Origin of the sequence: Streptomyces sp. NPDC056580, assembly GCF_042793175.1 — a bacterium.
Classification (GTDB): domain Bacteria; phylum Actinomycetota; class Actinomycetes; order Streptomycetales; family Streptomycetaceae; genus Streptomyces.
Window position 1 is genome coordinate 429466 of record NZ_JBHTVE010000001.1, and the last position, 17430, is coordinate 446895.

Here is a 17430-nt window from a genome sequence, read left to right on the forward strand (position 1 = left end):
CCGTCGCGTGCCCGCGTGGATCAGGCGGCGGGCGCCCCGCTGCCCGCGACGATCTCGGGGCGCAGCAGGCCGGCCAGCTGGTCGGCGGGCAACAGGCCCTTCTCCAGGACGAGTTCGGCCACGCCCCGGCCGGTGGCGAGGGCTTCCTTGGCGATGTCGGTGGCGGCCGTGTAGCCGATGTAGGGGTTGAGGGCGGTGACCAGCCCGATGGAGTTCTCCACGGCGGCGAGCAGCCGCTCGGTGTTGGCGGTGATGCCGGTGACGCACCGCTCGGCCAGGGTCAGACAGGCGCTGCGCAGGTGGGTGATGCTCTCCGACAGGGAGTGCAGGATGAGCGGCTCGAAGGCGTTGAGCTGGAGCTGTCCCGCCTCGGCGGCCATGGTGATGGCGACGTCGTTGCCGATGACCTCGAAGGCGACCTGGTTGACGACCTCGGGGATCACCGGGTTGACCTTGCCCGGCATGATCGACGAACCGGCCTGCACCGGCGGCAGGTTGATCTCGGCGAGGCCCGCGCGCGGGCCCGAGGAGAGCAGGCGCAGGTCGTTGCAGCTCTTGGAGAGCTTGACGGCGACCCGCTTCAGCACCCCGGACATCTGCACGAAGGCGCCGCAGTCCTGGGTGGCCTCGACCAGGTTGGCGGCGGTGACCAGGGGCAGCCCGGTGATGGCGGCGAGGTGCCGGCGGGCTGCCTCGGCGTAGCCGGCCGGGGCGTTGAGGCCGGTGCCGATGGCGGTGGCGCCCAGGTTGATCTCGTGAATGAGTTCCACGGCCTCGGCGAGCCGGCCGCGGTCCTCGTCGAGCATGACGGCGAACGCCGAGAACTCCTGGCCGAGGGTCATCGGCACGGCGTCCTGGAGCTGGGTGCGGCCCATCTTGAGCACGTCGCGGAACTCGACGGCCTTGTTGGCGAAGGCGTCCTGCAGGACGGCCATGGCCCTGAGCAGGCCGCGCACCGCGAACACCGTCGCGACCTTGACGGCGGTCGGGTAGACGTCGTTGGTGGACTGGCCGAGGTTGACGTCCTCGTTGGGGTGCAGGTGCGCGTACTCGCCCTTGCCGTGGCCGAGCAGTTCCAGCGCGCGGTTGGCCACGACCTCGTTGGCGTTCATGTTGGTGGACGTGCCGGCGCCGCCCTGGATGACGTCCACGACGAACTGGTCGTGCAGCTCGCCGGCGCGTATCTCCCGGCAGGCGGCGATGATCGCGGCCGCCTTCCGGGGCTCCAGCAGGCCGAGTTCCTCGTTGGCGAGGGCGGCGGCCTCCTTCACGGCGGCCAGGGCGTCGATCAGGTGCGGGTAGGCGGAGATCGGGGTGCCGGTGATGGGGAAGTTCTCCGTCGCGCGCAGGGTGTGGATGCCCCAGTACGCGTCGGCGGGCACGTCGCGGTCGCCGAGCAGGTCGTGCTCGCTTCGGGTGGCGGCGGTCATGGGGTGCGGCCCTCTTTCGGAGGTGCGGGGGCGGGAGGGGGTCAGGCGCAGGTCGGGAGCGGCGCCGGGTCGAGTGCCGGTACCGGCCGCACCCGGCCGACCGGCTGCCCTCCGCCGAGCAGGGACTCGCCCGCGAACGCGGTGAGCGGGGCCGGGTCGACGCCGGCCAGGGCCAGGGCGGCGGCGGCCACGGGTATCCGCGCCCGGTTCGCACCGTCGGCGATCTTGACGGCGACGGCGCGGCCGTCCGGGAGCGCGGCGACCTGGACGCCCTCGAAGCCGTCCTTGGCGAGCAGACCGGGCACGGCCCGCATCAGCTCGGCCACGTCCCGGCCGGCGCCGGAGGCCATCTCGGCGTGCTCGCGCATCGCGTCGGCCACCCGGCCCTCCGGGGTGCCGGGCGCCGCGGTGGTGAGGCGGGCGGCGGCGCGGGCGAGGCCGTGCAGCGAGACCGAGAACAGCGGCGCGCCGCAGCCGTCCACGGTGACCCGGGCGATCCGCTGGCCGGTGAGCTCCTCGATCGTGGCGGCGACGGCCCGCTGCAGCGGGTGGGCCGGATCCAGGTAGTCGGGCAGGGACCAGCCGTTGGCCTTCGCGGTCCACAGCATCGCCGCGTGCTTGCCGGAGCAGTTCTGGGCGAGCCGGGAGGGCCCCCGGCCCTCCCGGATCCAGGCGTCCCGGACCTGCGGGCCGTAGGGCATGTCGGGCACGTTGCGCAGGTCGTCCTCGCCGAGCCCGGCGAGTTCGAGGATCCGCCGGGCGCCGGCGAGGTGGCGCTCCTCGCCGGAGTGGCTCGCGGCGGCCAGGGAGAGCAGAGCGCCGTCCAGCGGGAGCCCGGCGCGCAGCATGGCCACGGCCTGGAGCGGCTTGAGGGCCGAACGGGGGTAGAACGCGGCCTCTACGTCGCCGAGCTGGAGCCGGACGCGGCCGTCGGCGCCGAGGACGACGACCGAGCCGTAGTGGACGCCCTCGACCACGCCACCGCGCACGAGGTGGGCGACGGGGGCGTGCAGGGGTTCACGGACGACTGGTGCGGGCGCGGGAGAGCTGCTGTACATCACTGCCTGAATCGGTGGTCGGTGCGGGCGGGGAGGACGGGGCCGGGGCGGGGACCGGCGAGCCGGAGGCGGGTCACGCGCCGGGGCCGCCGCCGGCGGACGGGCCGGGGCGGCCGGCGCGCACGATGTCGGTGAGGGTCGTCTCGACGCGGTCGAGGTGGTGGCTCATGGCCTGGACGGCGTCGTGTTCGCTGCCGTCCACCAGCGCCTCGACGATCGCCCGGTGCTCGCGGTTGGACTGCTCCCGGCGCCCGCCCAGCTCGTTGAGGAAGGCGGACTGGCGTGCCAGCGCGTCGCGGATCTCCTCGATGACCCGGCGGAACACCGGGTTCTGGGCGGCCTCGGCGACGGCGAGGTGGAAGAGGCTGTCCATGGCGACCCACGCGGTGGTGTCCGTCTCCCGCTCCATGCGGTCGAGGAGCCGGTGCAGGTGGTCCAGGTTCTCGGGGGTGCGGCGGACGGCCGCGTACCCGGCGACCGGGATCTCGACGTGGCGGCGGACCTCGAGCAGGTCGCCGGCCGTGTAGTCGCCGAACGTGGGCTCGTCGACGGCGTCGGCGACCACGAAGGTCCCCTTGCCGGTCCGGGAGACCGTCAGGCCCATGGTCTGCAGGGCGCGCAGTGCCTCGCGGAGCACGGGCCGGGAGACCTCCAGGGTGCGGCACAGCTCGGCCTCGGAGGGCAGCTTGTCGCCGACCGCGTACTCGCCGTTCTCGATGGCGCCGCGCAGGTGGCCGAGGACCGCCTCCATGGCGCTGACGCGGCGCGGACCGGAACCACCTGTCTGGCTGTCTGACAGGTTCACGGAGCGATCCTGCGCTTAGCGGGAGCGGCCTGTCAAGGCGGGCCGGCCCCGGGAACGGACACGGGGTGCGGCGCCCGTGGCCGGGCTGCCGCACCCCGCGGGTGGCCGGTGACCGCGCTCAGCCGCTGAGCGTGCCGGTCGCGAGGAGACCGAGGAGCGCCACGCCGATCACGATCCGGTAGATCACGAAGGCGTTGAAGGAGTGCTTGGCGACGAACTTCAGCAGCCAGGCGATGGAGGCGTAGGCGACGACGAAGGACACGATCGTGCCGACGGCCAGCGGGGCGGCGCCCACGCCGGCGCCGAGGGCGTCCTTCAGCTCGTAGACGCCGGCGCCGGTCAGGGCCGGGATGCCGAGGAAGAAGGACAGCCGGGTGGCCGCGACCCGGTCCAGGTCGAGGACGAGCGCGGTGGACATGGTGGCGCCGGAGCGGGAGAAGCCGGGGAAGAGCAGCGCGAGGATCTGCGAGCAGCCGACCAGCATCGCGTCCTTGAAGGAGGTGTCGTCCTCACCGCGCTTGTGCCGGCCCATCTGGTCGGCCGCCCACATCACACCGGACCCGGCGATCAGGGAGCCGGCGACGACCCAGAGCGAGGCCAGCGGCCCGTCGATCAGCGGCTTCGCCGCCAGGCCCACGACGACGATCGGGACGGTGGCGGCGATCACCCACCAGGCGAACCTGTAGTCGTGGTGGTAGCGCTCCTCGGGCTTGGTCAGCCCGCGGAACCAGGCGGAGACGATCCGCTTGATGTCCTTGAAGAAGTACACGAGCACGGCCGCGATGGCGCCGACCTGGATGACGGCCGAGAACCCGACCACGGACTTGTCGTCGACGGGGATGTCCATGAGGCCTTCGACGATCTTGAGGTGGCCGGTGGACGACACGGGGAGGAATTCTGTCACCCCCTCGACGACTCCGAGGACGACGGCCTGACCGACGGAGATGGCGCTCATGGGATCCAGTTCTGAGAAGAGTTGGTCGACAAGGCTGTAGACGCCCCTACTATGCCCGGTCCGCGGGACCGGTCGCTACGCCCACAGGGCTCCGGCGAGCCATACCCCGGCGAAGGCCGCCGCCAGGCCGGCCACCACGCTCGCCGCGGCGTTGGCCGCAGCGTAGAGGCTCGCACCGGCCTCGGTCAGTCGGAGCGTCTCGTAGGAGAAGGTGGAGTACGTCGTCAGGGCCCCGCACAGGCCGGTGCCCAGCAGCAGCTGAAGGTGCTGACCTGCGGCTCCGGCGGAGGCGGCGCCGGTGAGCAGGCCCAGGGCCAGGCAGCCGGTGACGTTCACCACGAAGGTGCCCCAGGGGAAGAGCGAGTCGTGCCTGGCCTGGACGGCCCGGTCGGTGAGATAGCGCAGCGGCGCCCCGACCAGTGCGCCCAGGACGACCAGCAGCCAGTTCACAACGACCTCTTACCCTCGGGGCCCGTTCCGTCCGGTTCCGGGGTCCGGCCGGTGTACCGGACGACCTCGCACTCGTCCAGGGTGACCAGGCCTTCGGCGACGAGTTCGTCCAGTTGCGGCAGGAAGGCCCGGATCCGCTCCTCGGTGTCCACGACGACGATCGCGACGGGCAGGTCCTCGCTCAGCGACAGCAGCCGGCAGGTGTGGATGCGCGAGGAGGCGCCGAAGCCCTCGACGCCCCGGAAGACGCTGGCCCCGGCGAGACCGGCGGCGTGCGCGCGGTGCACGATCTCGGAGTAGAGGGGCTTGTGGTGCCAGGTGTCGTCCTCGCCGATGTACACGGTCAGCCGCAGGGCCCGGCCGGTGAGGGATGTCATCGCTGCCTCCTGGTGAGCAGGGCCCGGGCGGCGGCCGAGGCCGCCCACACCGCCGTGAGGGCCGCGAGCAGGGTCACGGCGAGATAGGCGAGCGCGGTGCGCGGGTGCCCGCCGTCGGCCAGTTTCTGGATGTCGACGGCGTAGGTGGAGAAGGTGGTGTAACCGCCGAGCACGCCGGTGCCGAAGAAGGGGCGCACCAGGCGGTGGGCGGCCCACGCATCGGTGATCAGCACCATGAAGACGCCGATCACGGCGCAGCCGGTGACGTTGGTCCAGAAGGTGGCCCAGGGGAAGCCGCCGGGCGGGGTGGGCCAGGCCAGGGTGAAGGCGTAGCGGACGGTCGCCCCGAGGGCGCCGCCGGCCGCGACCACCGCGACGACGGGGGCCTGGGTGCGCCACGCGGACCGCCGCCGCGACGCGGGGCGGGCGCGGAGGCTCTCGGTTTCCGGGGCTGTCATGCGCGTGGATCTCCTGTTCGGCCGGACCACGGCTGGTGATCACGGCCGGGCACCAGGGTACCGCCGGGTCACCCGGTGGCCGGAGCAGCGCAGACGGCGACGCCCGGCTCCCGGAAGCTGCCGAGGACCAGAAGCCCGCCGGTCGTGCAGACGCTGGTGACCATGCGGAAGCGCGAGCGCCGGCGGGTCAGGTGGTGCACGGTGCGGCCGTGGTCGTCGACCGCGAGCACGCCGATCGTGCCGCTCGGGCGGTACGGGGCGCGGACGGCCGCCCGGGCGGCGGCGCGGCGGACGCCTGACGTGGCGCGGTGCAGCAGGTCGAGCGCGGGGAGGCGGGGCCCGGCCAGGGCCACCCAGATCGGGCCGGCCGGGCCCTCCCGCCAGATGTTGTCGGGCATGCCCGGCAGTTCCGCGAAGAGTTCGGCCTGTCCGGCGCGTGGCCCGGTGAGGTGGTAGCGGGTGAGCCGGCAGGCGCCGGTCTCGGCCACCACCAGGAAGGAACCGTCGCCGCTCAGCGCGAGGCCGTTGGCGAACTGGAGGCCGTCCAGCAGCACCTCGGGGCCGCCGCCGCCGGGCGGCAGGCGCAGCAGCCGACCGGTGCCGGTGTGCTCCACGATGTCGCCGATCCACCGTTCGAGGGGGTAGCGGCGGCTGGAGGCGGTGAAGTACACGCTGCCGTCGGCCTGCGCCACGGCGTTGCTGCACACCCGCAGCCGCTCCCCCGCCACCGAGTCCGCGAGCACCCGCACCGCGCCGTCGGGGCCGACCCGCAGCAGGCCGCGCTCGGCGTCGCACACCAGCAGGCCGCCGTCGGGCAGCGGTTCCAGGCCGAGCGGGCGGCCGCCGGTGTGGGCCACCGTCTCGACCCGGGCCGTGTGCGGGTCCGTGAGGTGACGGATCCGCAGGACGCGGCCGTCCGCCGTGCCGGTCAGGACGTCGCCCCGGGCGTCGGTCACCACGTCCTCGGGGCCGCTGCCGCCGAGGGCGACGCAGTGGAGCGGGACGAGTGCCGTGGACATACCTGTTCACCAGCCTTTCTCGAACATGCGGGCCACCTCGGCGATGCGTATCTCGTCGCGACGGTAGTGGGTGCGACACCGGATCCGCCGGGTACGCAGCAGGCCAAGGCGGGTCAGGAGGTCGAGGTGGGCGGCGGCGGTCCGGCGGGACACGCCGAGCCCGGCGGCCACGGCCCGCGCGGTGACGCCCGTCTCCGCCGGGTCGCCGTGCGCGCGCCCCGCCGGGAAGTGCGCCGCCGGGTCCTTCAGCCACTCCAGGATGGTCTGCCGTACGCGGCCCGAGGGAGTCCCCGTCATCCGTCCGCCTCCGTCCCCCGTCTCCTCGTGCGCGGCATTCCCACTGTGACGCGGCCGGACACGTCCCGTGCGGAACTCGCCGGTCCTTGACCGGTACCGAACGGCTCCTGCCGCGGCGGGAGTCGACCGGTGCGGGGCGGGGCCCGCCGGGCGTGGTCCGGCGGCGGCGGAACCAGGCCGCCGGGGACGGCGCGCCTGCCGTCGTGGCCGAGACGGCGGTGCTCGGCGCGGTGGGTTCCGTCCTCGGTGCCCCCTGGACATCGGCGCCTGCGAACTGGTGGTACCGCGGACGGCGGCGGGCATCGACGTCACACTGCCGTCGTACCTGAGGGACGTCTGGCACGTTCCGACGCCGGCCGGTCCGGCGCCGGCGGGGCTCGTGATCACGGTCATGGGCGCGTACGTCCCCGCCCGGCGGGGGGCACGCCTCACCCTCGCGGAGGTGCTGCACGGCGAGTGAGCGTCCCCACCCGGCGGCCCGCCCGCGGCCACCGGCCGGGACCCGGTCAACCGGTCAGGATCGGAGAAGCGGTGGCAGGCCCACCCGCCCTAGCGTGGGAGTCACCGGCGGGAAGCCGCCGGTGACCGTCGTCTTCGAGGAGTGAGTGCCATGACCGCCGGTGTGCAGACGATCATCTACCCCGTCAAGGACCTGGAGCGGGCCAAGGCGCTGTTCGCGGCGCTGCTGGGGGTCGAGCCGTACGCGGACGAGCCGTACTACGTGGGCTTCAAGGCCGCCGGGCAGGACGTCGGTCTCGATCCGAACGGACATGCCAAGGGCATGACGGGTCCGGTCCCCTACTGGCACGTGACCGACCTTCGGGAGCGGCTGGCGGCGCTGGTGTCGTCAGGCGCCGAGCTGCTGCAGGACGCGCAGGACGTCGGCGGCGGCCGGCTGATCGCGTTCGTCAGGGACGCCGACGGCAACCTGGTGGGCCTGCTCCAGGACCCGGCCGCCTGAGCCGCCACCGGCCCCGGCACCCGTACTAGTTGCACACTCAACGATTGGCCGGATCGGTGCTACCGTGCGGGTATGGCAGTCAAGACGGCCGACGCCCGGCTCGAGGAACGCTGGCGGGACATCCTCGCGGTGCACGCGCGCACGATGTGCGAGATCGACCGTGCCCTGCATCCGCACGGGCTCGGCGCCAGCGACTTCGAGGTGCTGGACATCCTCGCCGCCGAGTCGCCCGCGGAGGGCGACCAGTGCCGGGTGCAGAACCTGGTCGGACGGGTCCATCTCAGCCAGAGCGCGCTGTCCCGGCTGATCGGCCGGCTGGAGAAGGACGGGCTGGTCGAGCGCTCGGTGTGCGCGGAGGACCGGCGCGGGGTGTGGGTCGCGCTGACCCGCAAGGGACGAGAGCTGCACGCCGAGGTGCTGCCGCTGCAGCGGGCCGTCCTGGAGCGCATGCTGGCCGAACGGGCCGGGTGACCGGTCCCGGCCGGCCCTTCCACCGCCCGCGGGGCACTCTCGTGCGCCCCGCGGGCGCGTCGTGCACGGGCCGCTCAGCGGGCCAGCAGCGTGCGCACGCCCTGTGAGGTCAGCGTCAGCCCGTGGGCGGAGCTGCCGTCGATGGCGAGGGAGAGGTCTTCCTCGGGCCACTGCGAGGCCAGGGCGCCGAGCGGTATCAGACGGTAGCGGGAGACGAACGGCAGCAGCTCGGCCATCGCCCCCTCGGAAGTGAACACCGGCACCACCGGATCCCCTTCGCTCTGTTCGAGGACGGGCAGCGCGAGGGTCGAGCCGTCTGCGCCCTCCCCGTCCACCGCCTCGTCCGGCACCGGGACGAGCACCTCGCTGTGGGCGAGGGTGTCCAGGGCGATCTGGTCCTCGGCGTTCACGGCCAGCGCGTCGAGCGCCTGCTGGGCCGGCGTGGGCAGTCGGTCGTCGTGGGCGGGTGTCTCCATGGCAGATCCCCAGGTAGCGGCGGTACGGGCACACGGCCGGGGGGCCCGGGCGTGCTTCCGCCTCGCGTACCCGGTTCCGATTCGGGCCATGCGTGCGGATTCAGGGGAGGACCGGCGGCCGGCCGGTGAGGACGCGCCTCCGGGTGGGCGGCGCGCACCGGCGCACGCCCCCCGCCGGCGTCCGGTGAGGCCGCCGGTCAGCGCGGGGCCTCTGCGAGCAGTCCGCCGCTGGTGGTGACCCGGACCAGCGGCCGGTACAGGTCCATCGCCGGCAGGGCCCGGGCGTACGAGTCGTCGTCCGCGCCCGCGCAGGCGTCCGCGACCACCAGGACCTCGGCGCCGGCGCCGGCGGCGGCCAGGGCGGTGGACGGCGCTCAGCGGTCGGTGCTGATCCCGGCCTGGACCAAGGCGGACGTCCGCTCCGAGCCGGCCCGCGAGCTGCGGGGCGCGCTTGCCGAAGGTGGCGGCGTCCACGACGTGCGCGGTGCGGCAGGCGGACTCGTCCGTCAGCTCCCGCAACGCCGCGTCCCGGAGGCTGGAGGGCGAAGGGCCATCGGGCGCAGTAGGCGCGCCGGCGCCGGGTAGGCGCCCTGGCGGCCCGCCGGGGCGCCAGGAAGCGGGTGAAGACGACGCGGTCGCCGCAGGCCGGCAGCAGACGGGCGCACCCCAGCGGCAGCCCCGGCGCAGCGCGGCACGGCCCAGGGGCGTTCAGCACGAGTGTGGGGGTCAGCGGCCGAACTCCTCCTGGATCGGCGTCCTGGGCTCTTCGCGCAGGTGCTGGACCAGTTCGGGTCTGCCGCCGTGCCGCGGCCGTGCCCGCTCGGGCCGTCGTGCGACGTGGCGCCCGCGATCCTGGCCGCGCGCGGCACGGACCGACCCGGCGACCGCCTCGCGGTCGGCGTACCTCCCGGGCGGGATGCCGCGCAGGGTGTCGACCACTTCCTCCGGCGCGCCGGACGCACGGGCGGCCGTCACCAGCCGGTCCCTGCCAGCGGGGAAGTCGACGCCCTCGATCGCGGCCAGCACCGCGGGAACGCCGGTGTGGGCCATCGGGTCTCCTCCTCCGGTCTCCTCATCCGGTCCGCGGTCTCCTTCTACGGCCTCTTCGTCGTACGGCCTCTTCGTCGTACGGCCTCTTCGTCGTACGGCCTCTTCGTCGTCACTCGCCGCCGCCGGAGACGTCCTGCTCGCTCTCCTCGTCGTCCCGTTCACCCTCGGCCTGCGAGGGAGTGGTGTGCGGCGGTCCGGGCGTCAAGTCGTCGTCGTCCCGTTCGCCCTCGGCCTGGGAGGGGGTCTGCTCGGTCATTCCGTGCCTCCACGCCTGTCGCGAGCCTGTTCGGGCATCCCGGGTACCCGCGCGCACCGGATCCCATGACGGGATAAATCGTGATGAATCCGCCACTTGCGACGGGGTACCTGAGCGGTCCGGCGTGAAGTGGACGCCGGCCGAACCGTAGATCCCTTCTCGCCGCCCTGGAGGAACCATGGCGGGTGTCAGCCCCACCGATCTGCAGAAGGCCCTGTCCGGCGCGGAGTACCCGTGCGACTCCACCCAGCTCCGGAAGGTCGCCGAGGAGAACCACGCGCCGAAGGAGGTCACCGAGCGCATCGCGCACCTCGGGAAGAAGGAGTTCCACAATCCCGCCGAGGTGAGCAAGGCGGTCTTCCGCAACGAGTAGCCCGTCGAGGGCGCGCGGCGGCCGGGGCCTCCCGCTCCGGCCGCCGCGTCGCGCACCGGCCGCCGGCCGGGGTCAGTCCCCCTGGTGCGACGCCGCCCGGAGCCTTTCGAAGGCGGTGGGGCTCGGCCGGTCCCGCACGAAGCCGGCGATGCGCAGGGCGCAGTCGCCCGGGGACAGCACGCTGGTGTCCACCTCGACGTCGTGCGGTGCGTGCGCGTGGACGTGCTCGTACTGCAGGGCGGCCAGCCCCGGCTGCCGGTCGCCCCGGGCGCGCTCCCGGCGTTCCAGCTCGGGCAGCGGGCAGCGGACCGCGACCAGGACGGTGTCGGCGGGCACCAGCAGGCCGAGCAGGTCGAGCAGGCGCCAGTGACGGCTGAGCGGATGGTCCACCACGAGGTTGTTGCCGCCCGCCGCCATCCCGGCGACGGCGCGGTGGAAGCCCTTGACGGTGCGGTCGATCTCGGCCTGGAGGTCCGCGCCTGGGGCCGGCCGGCCGCCGCGCATGGCGTGGAAGGCGTCGACGGGCATGTGGAACCAGGTGCCGTCGAGCACCTTCAGCAACTCCCGGGCGATGCTCGACTTGCCCGAGCTGGACGTGCCGTTGAGCAGGACGACCGTGCCGCCGACGGGGGTGTCCGGGATGCGCGCGTGGTCCGGGTCGGCGGGGTGCGGAGCCGCTTCGGTGGCCATGGATCGTCCTTCCGTCCGCGAGGGCTGAGCCGGGCGTGACGCCATGATCATCGCACTGCGGCAGGCGGTCCGCGCGGGCGGGCGGGGCCGGGCTCGGCTCGCCCCGGTGGCTCGGGGTGGCCTAGTCTTCGCGCTGGTGACGGCCCGGGCAACGGGATGGGTTCTCTGGGGGGGTTGGTGGCATGGTCGCTGGTCGGGTGGTGCGGTTCGACGGTTCCCGGGGGTATGGGTTCATCGCTCCGGACGACGGTACCGAGGACGTCTTCCTGCACGTGAACGACCTGCTCATTCCCGAGCAGCAGTTGCGTCCGGGGCTCGCGGTGGAGTTCGAGGTCGAGGAGGGCGATCGGGGTCTGAAGGCCTCGGCGGTGAAGCTGGCGGCGACCAGGGCCGGGAGCGCGGTGTCCTTCCCGGTCGCCGCAAGGCAGCCGGACGGCGACGACTCGTTGTGCGACGTCCTCACCCCGGACGAGTACCTCCACGAGGTCACCGAGATCCTGCTGGCCGCCGCGCCGACCCTGACCGGGGCCCAGATCCTCCAGGTCCGGCTCGGGCTGCTGCAGTTCGGCCGGAACCACGGGTGGACCGAGGACTGACGTCCCGGCTCCGGTCACGCCCGGGGTACGACCGCCACCGGGCACGGCGCGTGATGGAGCATCGCGTGGCTGATCAGGCCCAGTTGGAGACCCGGGTGCGCGTGCCTCCGGGGAGCGCCGACGACCAGCAGGTCCGCGCCGGAGGCGGCGTCGAGCAGTTCCCGGCGTGCGGGACCCTCGGTCACCCTGCGGGTCACCGGAACGTCGGCGTATCGCTCCGTCATCTCGCGCAGGGCGTCGTCGAGCACCTGCGCGGGCGGGCGCCGGTGTGCTTCGAGGGGCCACGAGGGCGCCTGCGCCGTGGTGTGCGCGTCGAGCGGCGCGGTCCAGGCGTGCACCGCGACCAGCCCACTGTGCCGCACCTGCGCCTCGCGGAAGGCGAACGCCACCGCCGTGCCGCTGCCCTGCCCGTCCTCGACGCCCACGACGACGCTGCCGAACCCGGTCCCCCGGTGCCCGGCGCCGCCGCGCACCACGACGACCGGGCAGTCCGCCCGGGCCGCCACGGCCAGCCCGACCGATCCCAGAAGCATTCCGTCCCAGTCGCCGAGGCCCCGTGAGCCGAGGACCAGCGCGAAGGCGTCGCGTCCCGCTCCGGCCAGGGCCGTGGCCGGGTCGCCGCGCAGCACCTCGCCGGAGACCGGCACCGCGCGGGCGTGCCGCCCGGCACGCTCCTTCGCGGTGCCGAGCGGACCGGGGACGTCCTCGTCCCTCGCCGCCACGTGCACGAGACGCAGCGGCAGACCCTGCAGGACCGCCTCGCCGGCGGCCCAGTCGACCGCGTCCAGGCTCGCCTCGGAGCCGTCGACGCCCACCACCAGCGGTATCGCCACCGCCGTCGTCTCCTCTCGGGCCGGCGGACCGGCCGCCCGGGTCTCCAGCTTCTTACGGGAGGAGTACGGCCGCCACGCGACCGGCGGCGCGGGCCGGCCGGGCCTCGCGGCCCCGGGGAGCGCGGGCGGACGCGGTGTCCTGGAGTTGAGCCGGAGGCCGCTGGGAGACACGGTGAAGCGAGCGGAACCGCACGCCGTGCGATCAGGGTTCGCGAGAGGCGGGCGGCCCCCGGCTCCGTCCGTGCCGGGGTCGGCGCCGGGAGGGACACCCGGCTGTCCGGAGGTGTGTCATGACGAACCCGGTCGTCGTCGGAGTGGACGGCTCGCCGTCGAGTCTGGTCGCGGTCGAGGTGGCCGCCCGTGAGGCGGGGCTGCACGGCACGGAACTGCGCCTGGTGCACGCCTTCGGCCGGCCGTCGATGCGCCTGCCGCCCGGCGGGCCCCCGTGGAGTCCGGCGGCGGCGGGGATGCGCGAGATGGTGGACGGCACTCTGGAGCAGGCCGAACAGCGGGCCCGGGAGACCGTGCCGGAGCTGGCCGTCGCCCGCGAAGTGGCCGTCGGCGAGCCGCTGATGGTGCTGGAGATCGAGTCGCACACCGCCTCGCTCGTCGTGGTCGGCAGCCGGGGGCTGGGCGGGTTCGGCGGCCTGCTGCTCGGCTCCACCGGGGTGCACCTGGCCGCGCACGGCCGCTGCCCGGTGCTGGTGGTGCGCGGGCGGCCCGATCCGGACGGTCCGGTGCTGCTGGCGTTCGACGGTTCGCCGGCGGGCGGGGCGGTGGTCGGCTTCGCCTTCGCCGAGGCGTCGCTGCGCGGCGCGGACCTGGTGGCGCTGCGGGCGTGGAACACCTGGACCGAGGCCGCCGACGAACTCACTCATCCGCTGGACGTGGTGGTGGACGTCGATCGGGTCCAGTCGCTGGAGGAGCGGGCGCTGGAGGAGGGGCTGTGCCCGTGGCAGGAGCTGCATCCGGACGTCTTGGTGGAGCGGCGGGTGGAGTTCTCCAGAGTGCGCCCGGCACTGATCGAGGCAAGCGGCGAGGCGCAACTGGTGGTCGCCGGCGCCCGCGGCCGCGGCGGCTTCACGGGCCTGCTGCTGGGCTCGGTGAGCCAGGCCCTGCTGCACCACGCCCACTGCCCGGTCGCCGTGGTACGGGGCCCTGCGGGGTCCTGACAGGTGTTTCGGAGCACGGCGGGGCCGGGCCGTCACTGGGCTGGGCGGGTCCGCGGGGACGCAGGCCCTGGGCGGGGGCAGCGGCACGGGGGCGGGGGCTGGGACAGGCGAGGGCGCGGGCTGCGGCGTCCGGCGGGCCGGGGTCGCTGAGGCGCGGGTCCCCCCGGCCGACGGGCGGGGCGGGCCGCACTCCTCACGGGTTCGGGCCCGGTCAGGGGGTTTCGGGGACGACGGCCACCGGGCAGGCCGCGTGGTGCAGGACGCCGTGGACGACACGGCCGAGGTGGAGCCCGAACGGTCCGTGCCGGCGCCGGGCGCCGACGACGAGCAGGCCGGCCTCGCGGGAGGCGGTGAGCAGGACGTCCCGGGCGTGGCCCTCGACGGCGAGGTGGTCCACCCGCAGACCGGCCGGCGTGTCGGTCAGGGCCTCCGCCGCCGCCTCGGCGGCCCGCTGTTCCTCGAACCGGGCGGGCTCACCGGCGCGCGGGGGGTGCCCGGCGGCCGCGTGCGCGGGATGCCGCCACGCCCGCAGGGCCTTCAGGGGCACCCCGCGCAGCAGCGCCTCCTCGGCCGCGAAGCGCGCGGCGGCCGAGAGTGTCGGCTTCTCCCCGACGCCGAGGACGACCGGGCCGTGCTGTGCGGAGGGGTCCCGGTCGTCGTGGCCGCCGCGCAGCACGACCACCGGGCACTGCGCCCGCCCGGCGACCGTGAGGCTCACCGAGCCGAGCAGCGCCTCGGCCATGCCTCCCCGGCCGCGGCAGCCCAGCACCACCGCGAGCGCGACGTGGCTCTCCCGTACCAGCCCCTCCGCCGCCTCCTCGGGCAGCACGTCGGTGGCGACCGGCACTTCGGGCCGGCGGCGCCGGGCGCGCAGCCCGGCGGTGCCGACCACGTCCTGCGCCATGACCTCCTCCTTGGGGCGGTTCAGCTCCTGGGCGAGCAGGGCGCCCTCGTAGCGGTCCCAGAGCGAGGCGTACACCAGGCGCAGCGGCGCGCCGCGCAGGGCGGCCTCGTCGGCCGCCCAGTCGACGGCCCGCAGGCTCGGCTCGGATCCGTCGACGCCGACCACGATCGGCAGGTCCATCGGGCTCTCCTTCGCTCGGTGTCGGGCGTGCGGGTGCGCTCGGCAGTCAGGTCGGTCAGGTGTGCGGGACGACGGCCACGGGGGGCGGGAGCCCGCGGCCGGCGCCGGCCGCGCCGCAGCCCGACGTGCCTCCTCCTTCCCGGCGTCCGGGCCCGCACCGGCGGTGGGCGCGGACGCCGGTACGGCCGGCCTGACGTCGTCCTCGTCGGCGCGCCGCTCGCCGGTGCGCCAAGCGGCAGCGCGGGGCGCCGGCCGCCCGTCGCCGTGGCCTCGCCGGCGGCCGCCGACGGAGGCGACAACTCCAGTGCAGCGCGTGCGACGGAGCCGCACGTGGGCCGAACAGCCCTTCTTCCCGGCCCCTGAGTCCTTTCCGCGCCCGGCGCCACGACCCGGGGCCCTGGGAACTGGCAGCCCGGCCGCAGTGGGACTTCCATGGAAGGAGCGGTGGTTCTCCCCCGCTCCCGGATGCCCCACCGCCCGGTACGGCACGGCGGCCCGCGGCGAAACGCGGGCGCGTGACACCGGTCCGGCGCACGCCCAGGGAGGAACAAGTGAGCAAGCGTGCCCTGACCCTGCCCCGCATCGAGTCCGAGCGCTGCGGCGCCCGGCTGCCGTCCCGCGGCAACGCGCGCCTCGCGGCCGGGCGCGCGAAGGACGGTCACGGCACCAGGACGTCCCGGGGCGCTTCGGGCGACTGGATGCTGCTGCCCGGCGGCACCTGGCGGCACGTCCGGACGATCCGCGTGCCGAGCCTGTTCGGCTGAGGTTCGAGCGGCGTTCCTGGCCGTCGGCCGGAACCCCGGGTTGCCGTGGAGCGAGCCTGCGCCGTCGGGCATCCTGAGGGTGAGTCGGCGATACGGTGAGGGGATCCGTGGTGGACGAGCGCGCGCAGGACGGGCGTGAGGCGGCGGCGTCCGGGATGTCCCCGCAGTTGCGCCTGGACGTGCTGCTGGACGATCTGCAGAGCCAGGTGGCGCAGGTCCGGGCGGCACGGGACCGGGTGCACACGCTGCTCGACGCCGTCCTGGCCGTCGGTTCGGACCTGGACCTGGAAGTGGTGCTGCACCGCATCGTGGAGTCGGCCGTCGCCCTGGTGGACGCCCAGTACGGGGCGCTCGGCGTGCTGGGCGACGAGGGCACGATCAAGCAGTTCGTCACGGTCGGCATGGACGAGGAGACCATCGCCCGGATCGGGCACTACCCGCGGGGCGAGGGCATCCTGGGCCTGCTGATCCGTCATCCGGAGCCGCTTCGGCTGGCGGACCTGCACAAGCACGCGGCGTCCGTGGGCTTCCCCGGCGGGCACCCCCCGATGAACAGCTTCCTCGGCGCCCCGGTCCGGGTCCGCGAGCAGGTCTTCGGCAACCTGTACCTGACCAACAAGCGCAGCGGGGCGGAGTTCGACACCGACGACGAGGCGGTGCTGCGCACCCTGGCGGCGGCGGCCGGCGTGGCGATCGACAACGCCCGGCTGTACGAGGACGCGCAGCGCCGGCAGCGGTGGCTGGCGGCCAGCAACGAACTGACCCGCAGCCTGCTGTCCGGCGCCGAGCCCGGCGAGGTGCTGGAGTCCTTCACCGGCAAGGTGCGGGAGGTGGCCGGCGCCGATCTGGTCACCCTCGCGGTGCCGGTCGGCGATCGCGGTGAGCTGGTCATCGAGGCCGCCTCGGGAACGGGGGCGGAGAAGGTCCGCGGCCTGGTGCTGCCCCCTTCGGCACTGGCCGCCAAGGTCTTCACCTCCGGTGAGACGATCACCAGCGACGCCCTGAGCGCCGACCCGCGCTCGGAGGGCGGCAGCGCCTCGGTGGTGGAGCTCGGGCCGGCCTTCTTCGTGCCGCTCGGCACCCCGGAGCACGTCCGCGGGGTGCTGCAGGTGGCGAACGTGCCCGGCGGCGCCCCGTTCGCGGACGCCATGAGCGACATGGTGACCGGGTTCGGCAACCAGGCCGCGCTGGCCCTCGACGTCGCCGAGCACCGGCGGGACACCGAGCGGATGGTGGTGCTCGACGACCGCGACCGGATCGCCCGGGACCTGCACGACCTGGTCATCCAGCGGCTGTTCGCGGGGGCGCTGTCGCTGCAGTCGACGCTGGGCCGGGTCTCCGACCGGCCGCAGGCGAGCGAGCGGATCCAGCGGGTGGTGGACGACCTGGACGACACCATCAAGATCATCCGTTCCACCATCTACGCGCTGCGCGAGCGCGACCAGGCGCACCGTGGCAGCGGGCTGCGCTCCCAGCTCGTCGCGGCCGCCGAGCGGGCCACCGAGTCGCTCGGCTTCGCCCCGGCGCTGCGCATGACCGGGCTGCTGGACACCGTCGTCTCCGCGGAACAGGGCGAGCAGTTGCTCGCCGTGCTCGGCGAGGCGCTGTCCAACGCGGCCCGGCACGCGCACGCCACGGCGGTCGACGTCGGCGTCGAGGTCACGGACGCCGTCCTCAGGCTGCGGGTGGCAGACGACGGCCGGGGCGTCGATCCGGCGGCCACCCGGCGCAGCGGTCTGGCGAACCTGCGCCGGCGCGCGGAGGAACTGGGCGGCTCGTTCTCGCTGTCCGCGAACGAGCCGAGCGGCACGGTCGTCGAGTGGACCGTGCCGCTGGCTCCGTAGCCGCCCGTGGC

At 74.6% G+C, this 17430-nt stretch carries 24 protein-coding genes; 8 read left to right on the plus strand and 16 right to left on the minus strand.

The genetic code is table 11. The features are described from left to right. Window positions 1-20 precede the first annotated feature (20 nt). The 9 genes from aspA to ACFQ9Z_RS02030 form a co-directional block, all read right to left on the minus strand. Window positions 21-1430: an aspartate ammonia-lyase gene (gene aspA / locus ACFQ9Z_RS01990; RefSeq protein WP_383009626.1), complete on the minus strand. Its 1410-nt coding sequence runs from the start codon at window positions 1428-1430 to the stop codon at window positions 21-23. 41 nt (window positions 1431-1471) lie between these two features. Continuing rightward, a complete protein-coding gene (locus ACFQ9Z_RS01995; RefSeq protein WP_383009628.1) occupies window positions 1472-2488 on the minus strand; it encodes an asparaginase in 1017 nt (338 codons plus the stop codon). Between the two features lie 73 nt (window positions 2489-2561). Continuing rightward, entirely contained in the window at window positions 2562-3239 is a 678-nt protein-coding gene (locus tag ACFQ9Z_RS02000) for a FadR/GntR family transcriptional regulator (protein WP_383010293.1), read from the minus strand. A 172-nt stretch (window positions 3240-3411) separates the two neighbouring features. Then, the gene (locus ACFQ9Z_RS02005; RefSeq protein ID WP_383009630.1) at window positions 3412-4248 is read right to left on the minus strand and encodes an undecaprenyl-diphosphate phosphatase; all 837 of its coding nucleotides are present in this window, start codon (window positions 4246-4248) and stop codon (window positions 3412-3414) included. 75 nt (window positions 4249-4323) lie between these two features. Next, window positions 4324-4698, minus strand: coding sequence for a fluoride efflux transporter CrcB (gene crcB / locus ACFQ9Z_RS02010; protein ID WP_383009633.1), 375 nt, complete (start codon window positions 4696-4698; stop codon window positions 4324-4326). Beyond that, window positions 4695-5075 carry a DUF190 domain-containing protein gene (locus tag ACFQ9Z_RS02015; RefSeq protein WP_383009635.1) on the minus strand — a complete coding sequence of 127 codons (381 nt, stop codon included), beginning with the start codon at window positions 5073-5075 and terminating at the stop codon, window positions 4695-4697. The genes crcB and ACFQ9Z_RS02015 overlap by 4 nt, the downstream gene beginning before the upstream one ends. After that, window positions 5072-5533: a fluoride efflux transporter FluC gene (locus ACFQ9Z_RS02020; RefSeq protein ID WP_383009637.1), complete on the minus strand. Its 462-nt coding sequence runs from the start codon at window positions 5531-5533 to the stop codon at window positions 5072-5074. The genes ACFQ9Z_RS02015 and ACFQ9Z_RS02020 overlap by 4 nt, the downstream gene beginning before the upstream one ends. Window positions 5534-5601: 68 nt before the next feature. Next, window positions 5602-6552, minus strand: a complete 951-nt coding sequence (locus ACFQ9Z_RS02025) for an SMP-30/gluconolactonase/LRE family protein (RefSeq protein ID WP_383009639.1) — start codon at window positions 6550-6552, stop codon at window positions 5602-5604. 6 nt (window positions 6553-6558) lie between these two features. After that, window positions 6559-6849: an ArsR family transcriptional regulator gene (locus ACFQ9Z_RS02030; protein WP_383009641.1), complete on the minus strand. Its 291-nt coding sequence runs from the start codon at window positions 6847-6849 to the stop codon at window positions 6559-6561. A gap of 277 nt (window positions 6850-7126) precedes the next feature. Between ACFQ9Z_RS02030 and ACFQ9Z_RS02035 the strand changes: the two genes are divergently transcribed. From ACFQ9Z_RS02035 to ACFQ9Z_RS02045, 3 genes are all read left to right on the plus strand, one after another. Next, window positions 7127-7309: a hypothetical protein gene (locus tag ACFQ9Z_RS02035; RefSeq protein WP_383009643.1), complete on the plus strand. Its 183-nt coding sequence runs from the start codon at window positions 7127-7129 to the stop codon at window positions 7307-7309. 150 nt (window positions 7310-7459) lie between these two features. Further along, window positions 7460-7810 carry a VOC family protein gene (locus ACFQ9Z_RS02040; RefSeq protein ID WP_383009645.1) on the plus strand — a complete coding sequence of 117 codons (351 nt, stop codon included), beginning with the start codon at window positions 7460-7462 and terminating at the stop codon, window positions 7808-7810. Between the two features lie 72 nt (window positions 7811-7882). Then, window positions 7883-8281, plus strand: coding sequence for a MarR family winged helix-turn-helix transcriptional regulator (locus ACFQ9Z_RS02045; RefSeq protein WP_383009647.1), 399 nt, complete (start codon window positions 7883-7885; stop codon window positions 8279-8281). A 74-nt stretch (window positions 8282-8355) separates the two neighbouring features. Here the strand turns inward: ACFQ9Z_RS02045 and ACFQ9Z_RS02050 are convergent, their stop codons facing one another. The 4 genes from ACFQ9Z_RS02050 to ACFQ9Z_RS02065 form a co-directional block, all read right to left on the minus strand. Further along, entirely contained in the window at window positions 8356-8757 is a 402-nt protein-coding gene (locus tag ACFQ9Z_RS02050; RefSeq protein WP_383009649.1) for an SseB family protein, read from the minus strand. 197 nt (window positions 8758-8954) lie between these two features. Then, window positions 8955-9083 carry a hypothetical protein gene (locus ACFQ9Z_RS02055; RefSeq protein ID WP_383009651.1) on the minus strand — a complete coding sequence of 43 codons (129 nt, stop codon included), beginning with the start codon at window positions 9081-9083 and terminating at the stop codon, window positions 8955-8957. A 400-nt stretch (window positions 9084-9483) separates the two neighbouring features. Then, window positions 9484-9807 carry a DUF2795 domain-containing protein gene (locus ACFQ9Z_RS02060; RefSeq protein ID WP_383009653.1) on the minus strand — a complete coding sequence of 108 codons (324 nt, stop codon included), beginning with the start codon at window positions 9805-9807 and terminating at the stop codon, window positions 9484-9486. A 109-nt stretch (window positions 9808-9916) separates the two neighbouring features. Then, the gene (locus ACFQ9Z_RS02065; RefSeq protein WP_174266154.1) at window positions 9917-10063 is read right to left on the minus strand and encodes a hypothetical protein; all 147 of its coding nucleotides are present in this window, start codon (window positions 10061-10063) and stop codon (window positions 9917-9919) included. A 178-nt stretch (window positions 10064-10241) separates the two neighbouring features. Between ACFQ9Z_RS02065 and ACFQ9Z_RS02070 the strand changes: the two genes are divergently transcribed. Then, on the plus strand, window positions 10242-10436 hold the full coding sequence (locus tag ACFQ9Z_RS02070) for a DUF2795 domain-containing protein (protein ID WP_383009656.1): 195 nt from the start codon (window positions 10242-10244) through the stop codon (window positions 10434-10436). A gap of 72 nt (window positions 10437-10508) precedes the next feature. On the opposite strand, the gene ACFQ9Z_RS02075 is transcribed toward ACFQ9Z_RS02070, so the two are convergent. Continuing rightward, window positions 10509-11126 (minus strand): chloramphenicol phosphotransferase CPT family protein, encoded by a 618-nt coding sequence (locus ACFQ9Z_RS02075; protein ID WP_383009658.1) that lies wholly within the window; start codon window positions 11124-11126, stop codon window positions 10509-10511. A gap of 182 nt (window positions 11127-11308) precedes the next feature. On the opposite strand from ACFQ9Z_RS02075, the gene ACFQ9Z_RS02080 reads away from it, so the two are divergent. Then, complete coding sequence (locus ACFQ9Z_RS02080) at window positions 11309-11722, plus strand: cold-shock protein (RefSeq protein ID WP_383009660.1); 414 nt, start codon at window positions 11309-11311, stop codon at window positions 11720-11722. Window positions 11723-11736: 14 nt separating this feature from the next. Here ACFQ9Z_RS02080 and ACFQ9Z_RS02085 read toward each other — a convergent pair whose 3' ends face one another. Continuing rightward, a complete protein-coding gene (locus tag ACFQ9Z_RS02085) occupies window positions 11737-12555 on the minus strand; it encodes a universal stress protein (RefSeq protein ID WP_383009663.1) in 819 nt (272 codons plus the stop codon). 290 nt (window positions 12556-12845) lie between these two features. Here ACFQ9Z_RS02085 and ACFQ9Z_RS02090 point away from each other — a divergent pair, with 290 nt between their 5' ends. Further along, window positions 12846-13727, plus strand: coding sequence for a universal stress protein (locus ACFQ9Z_RS02090; protein WP_383009665.1), 882 nt, complete (start codon window positions 12846-12848; stop codon window positions 13725-13727). Between the two features lie 211 nt (window positions 13728-13938). Here the strand turns inward: ACFQ9Z_RS02090 and ACFQ9Z_RS02095 are convergent, their stop codons facing one another. Further along, window positions 13939-14811 (minus strand): universal stress protein, encoded by an 873-nt coding sequence (locus tag ACFQ9Z_RS02095; RefSeq protein WP_383009667.1) that lies wholly within the window; start codon window positions 14809-14811, stop codon window positions 13939-13941. Window positions 14812-15362: 551 nt separating this feature from the next. On the opposite strand from ACFQ9Z_RS02095, the gene ACFQ9Z_RS02100 reads away from it, so the two are divergent. Both ACFQ9Z_RS02100 and ACFQ9Z_RS02105 read left to right on the plus strand, forming a co-directional pair. Beyond that, window positions 15363-15575, plus strand: a complete 213-nt coding sequence (locus ACFQ9Z_RS02100; RefSeq protein WP_383009669.1) for a hypothetical protein — start codon at window positions 15363-15365, stop codon at window positions 15573-15575. A 155-nt stretch (window positions 15576-15730) separates the two neighbouring features. Further along, on the plus strand, window positions 15731-17419 hold the full coding sequence (locus ACFQ9Z_RS02105) for a GAF domain-containing protein (RefSeq protein WP_383010296.1): 1689 nt from the start codon (window positions 15731-15733) through the stop codon (window positions 17417-17419). Window positions 17420-17430 lie beyond the last annotated feature (11 nt).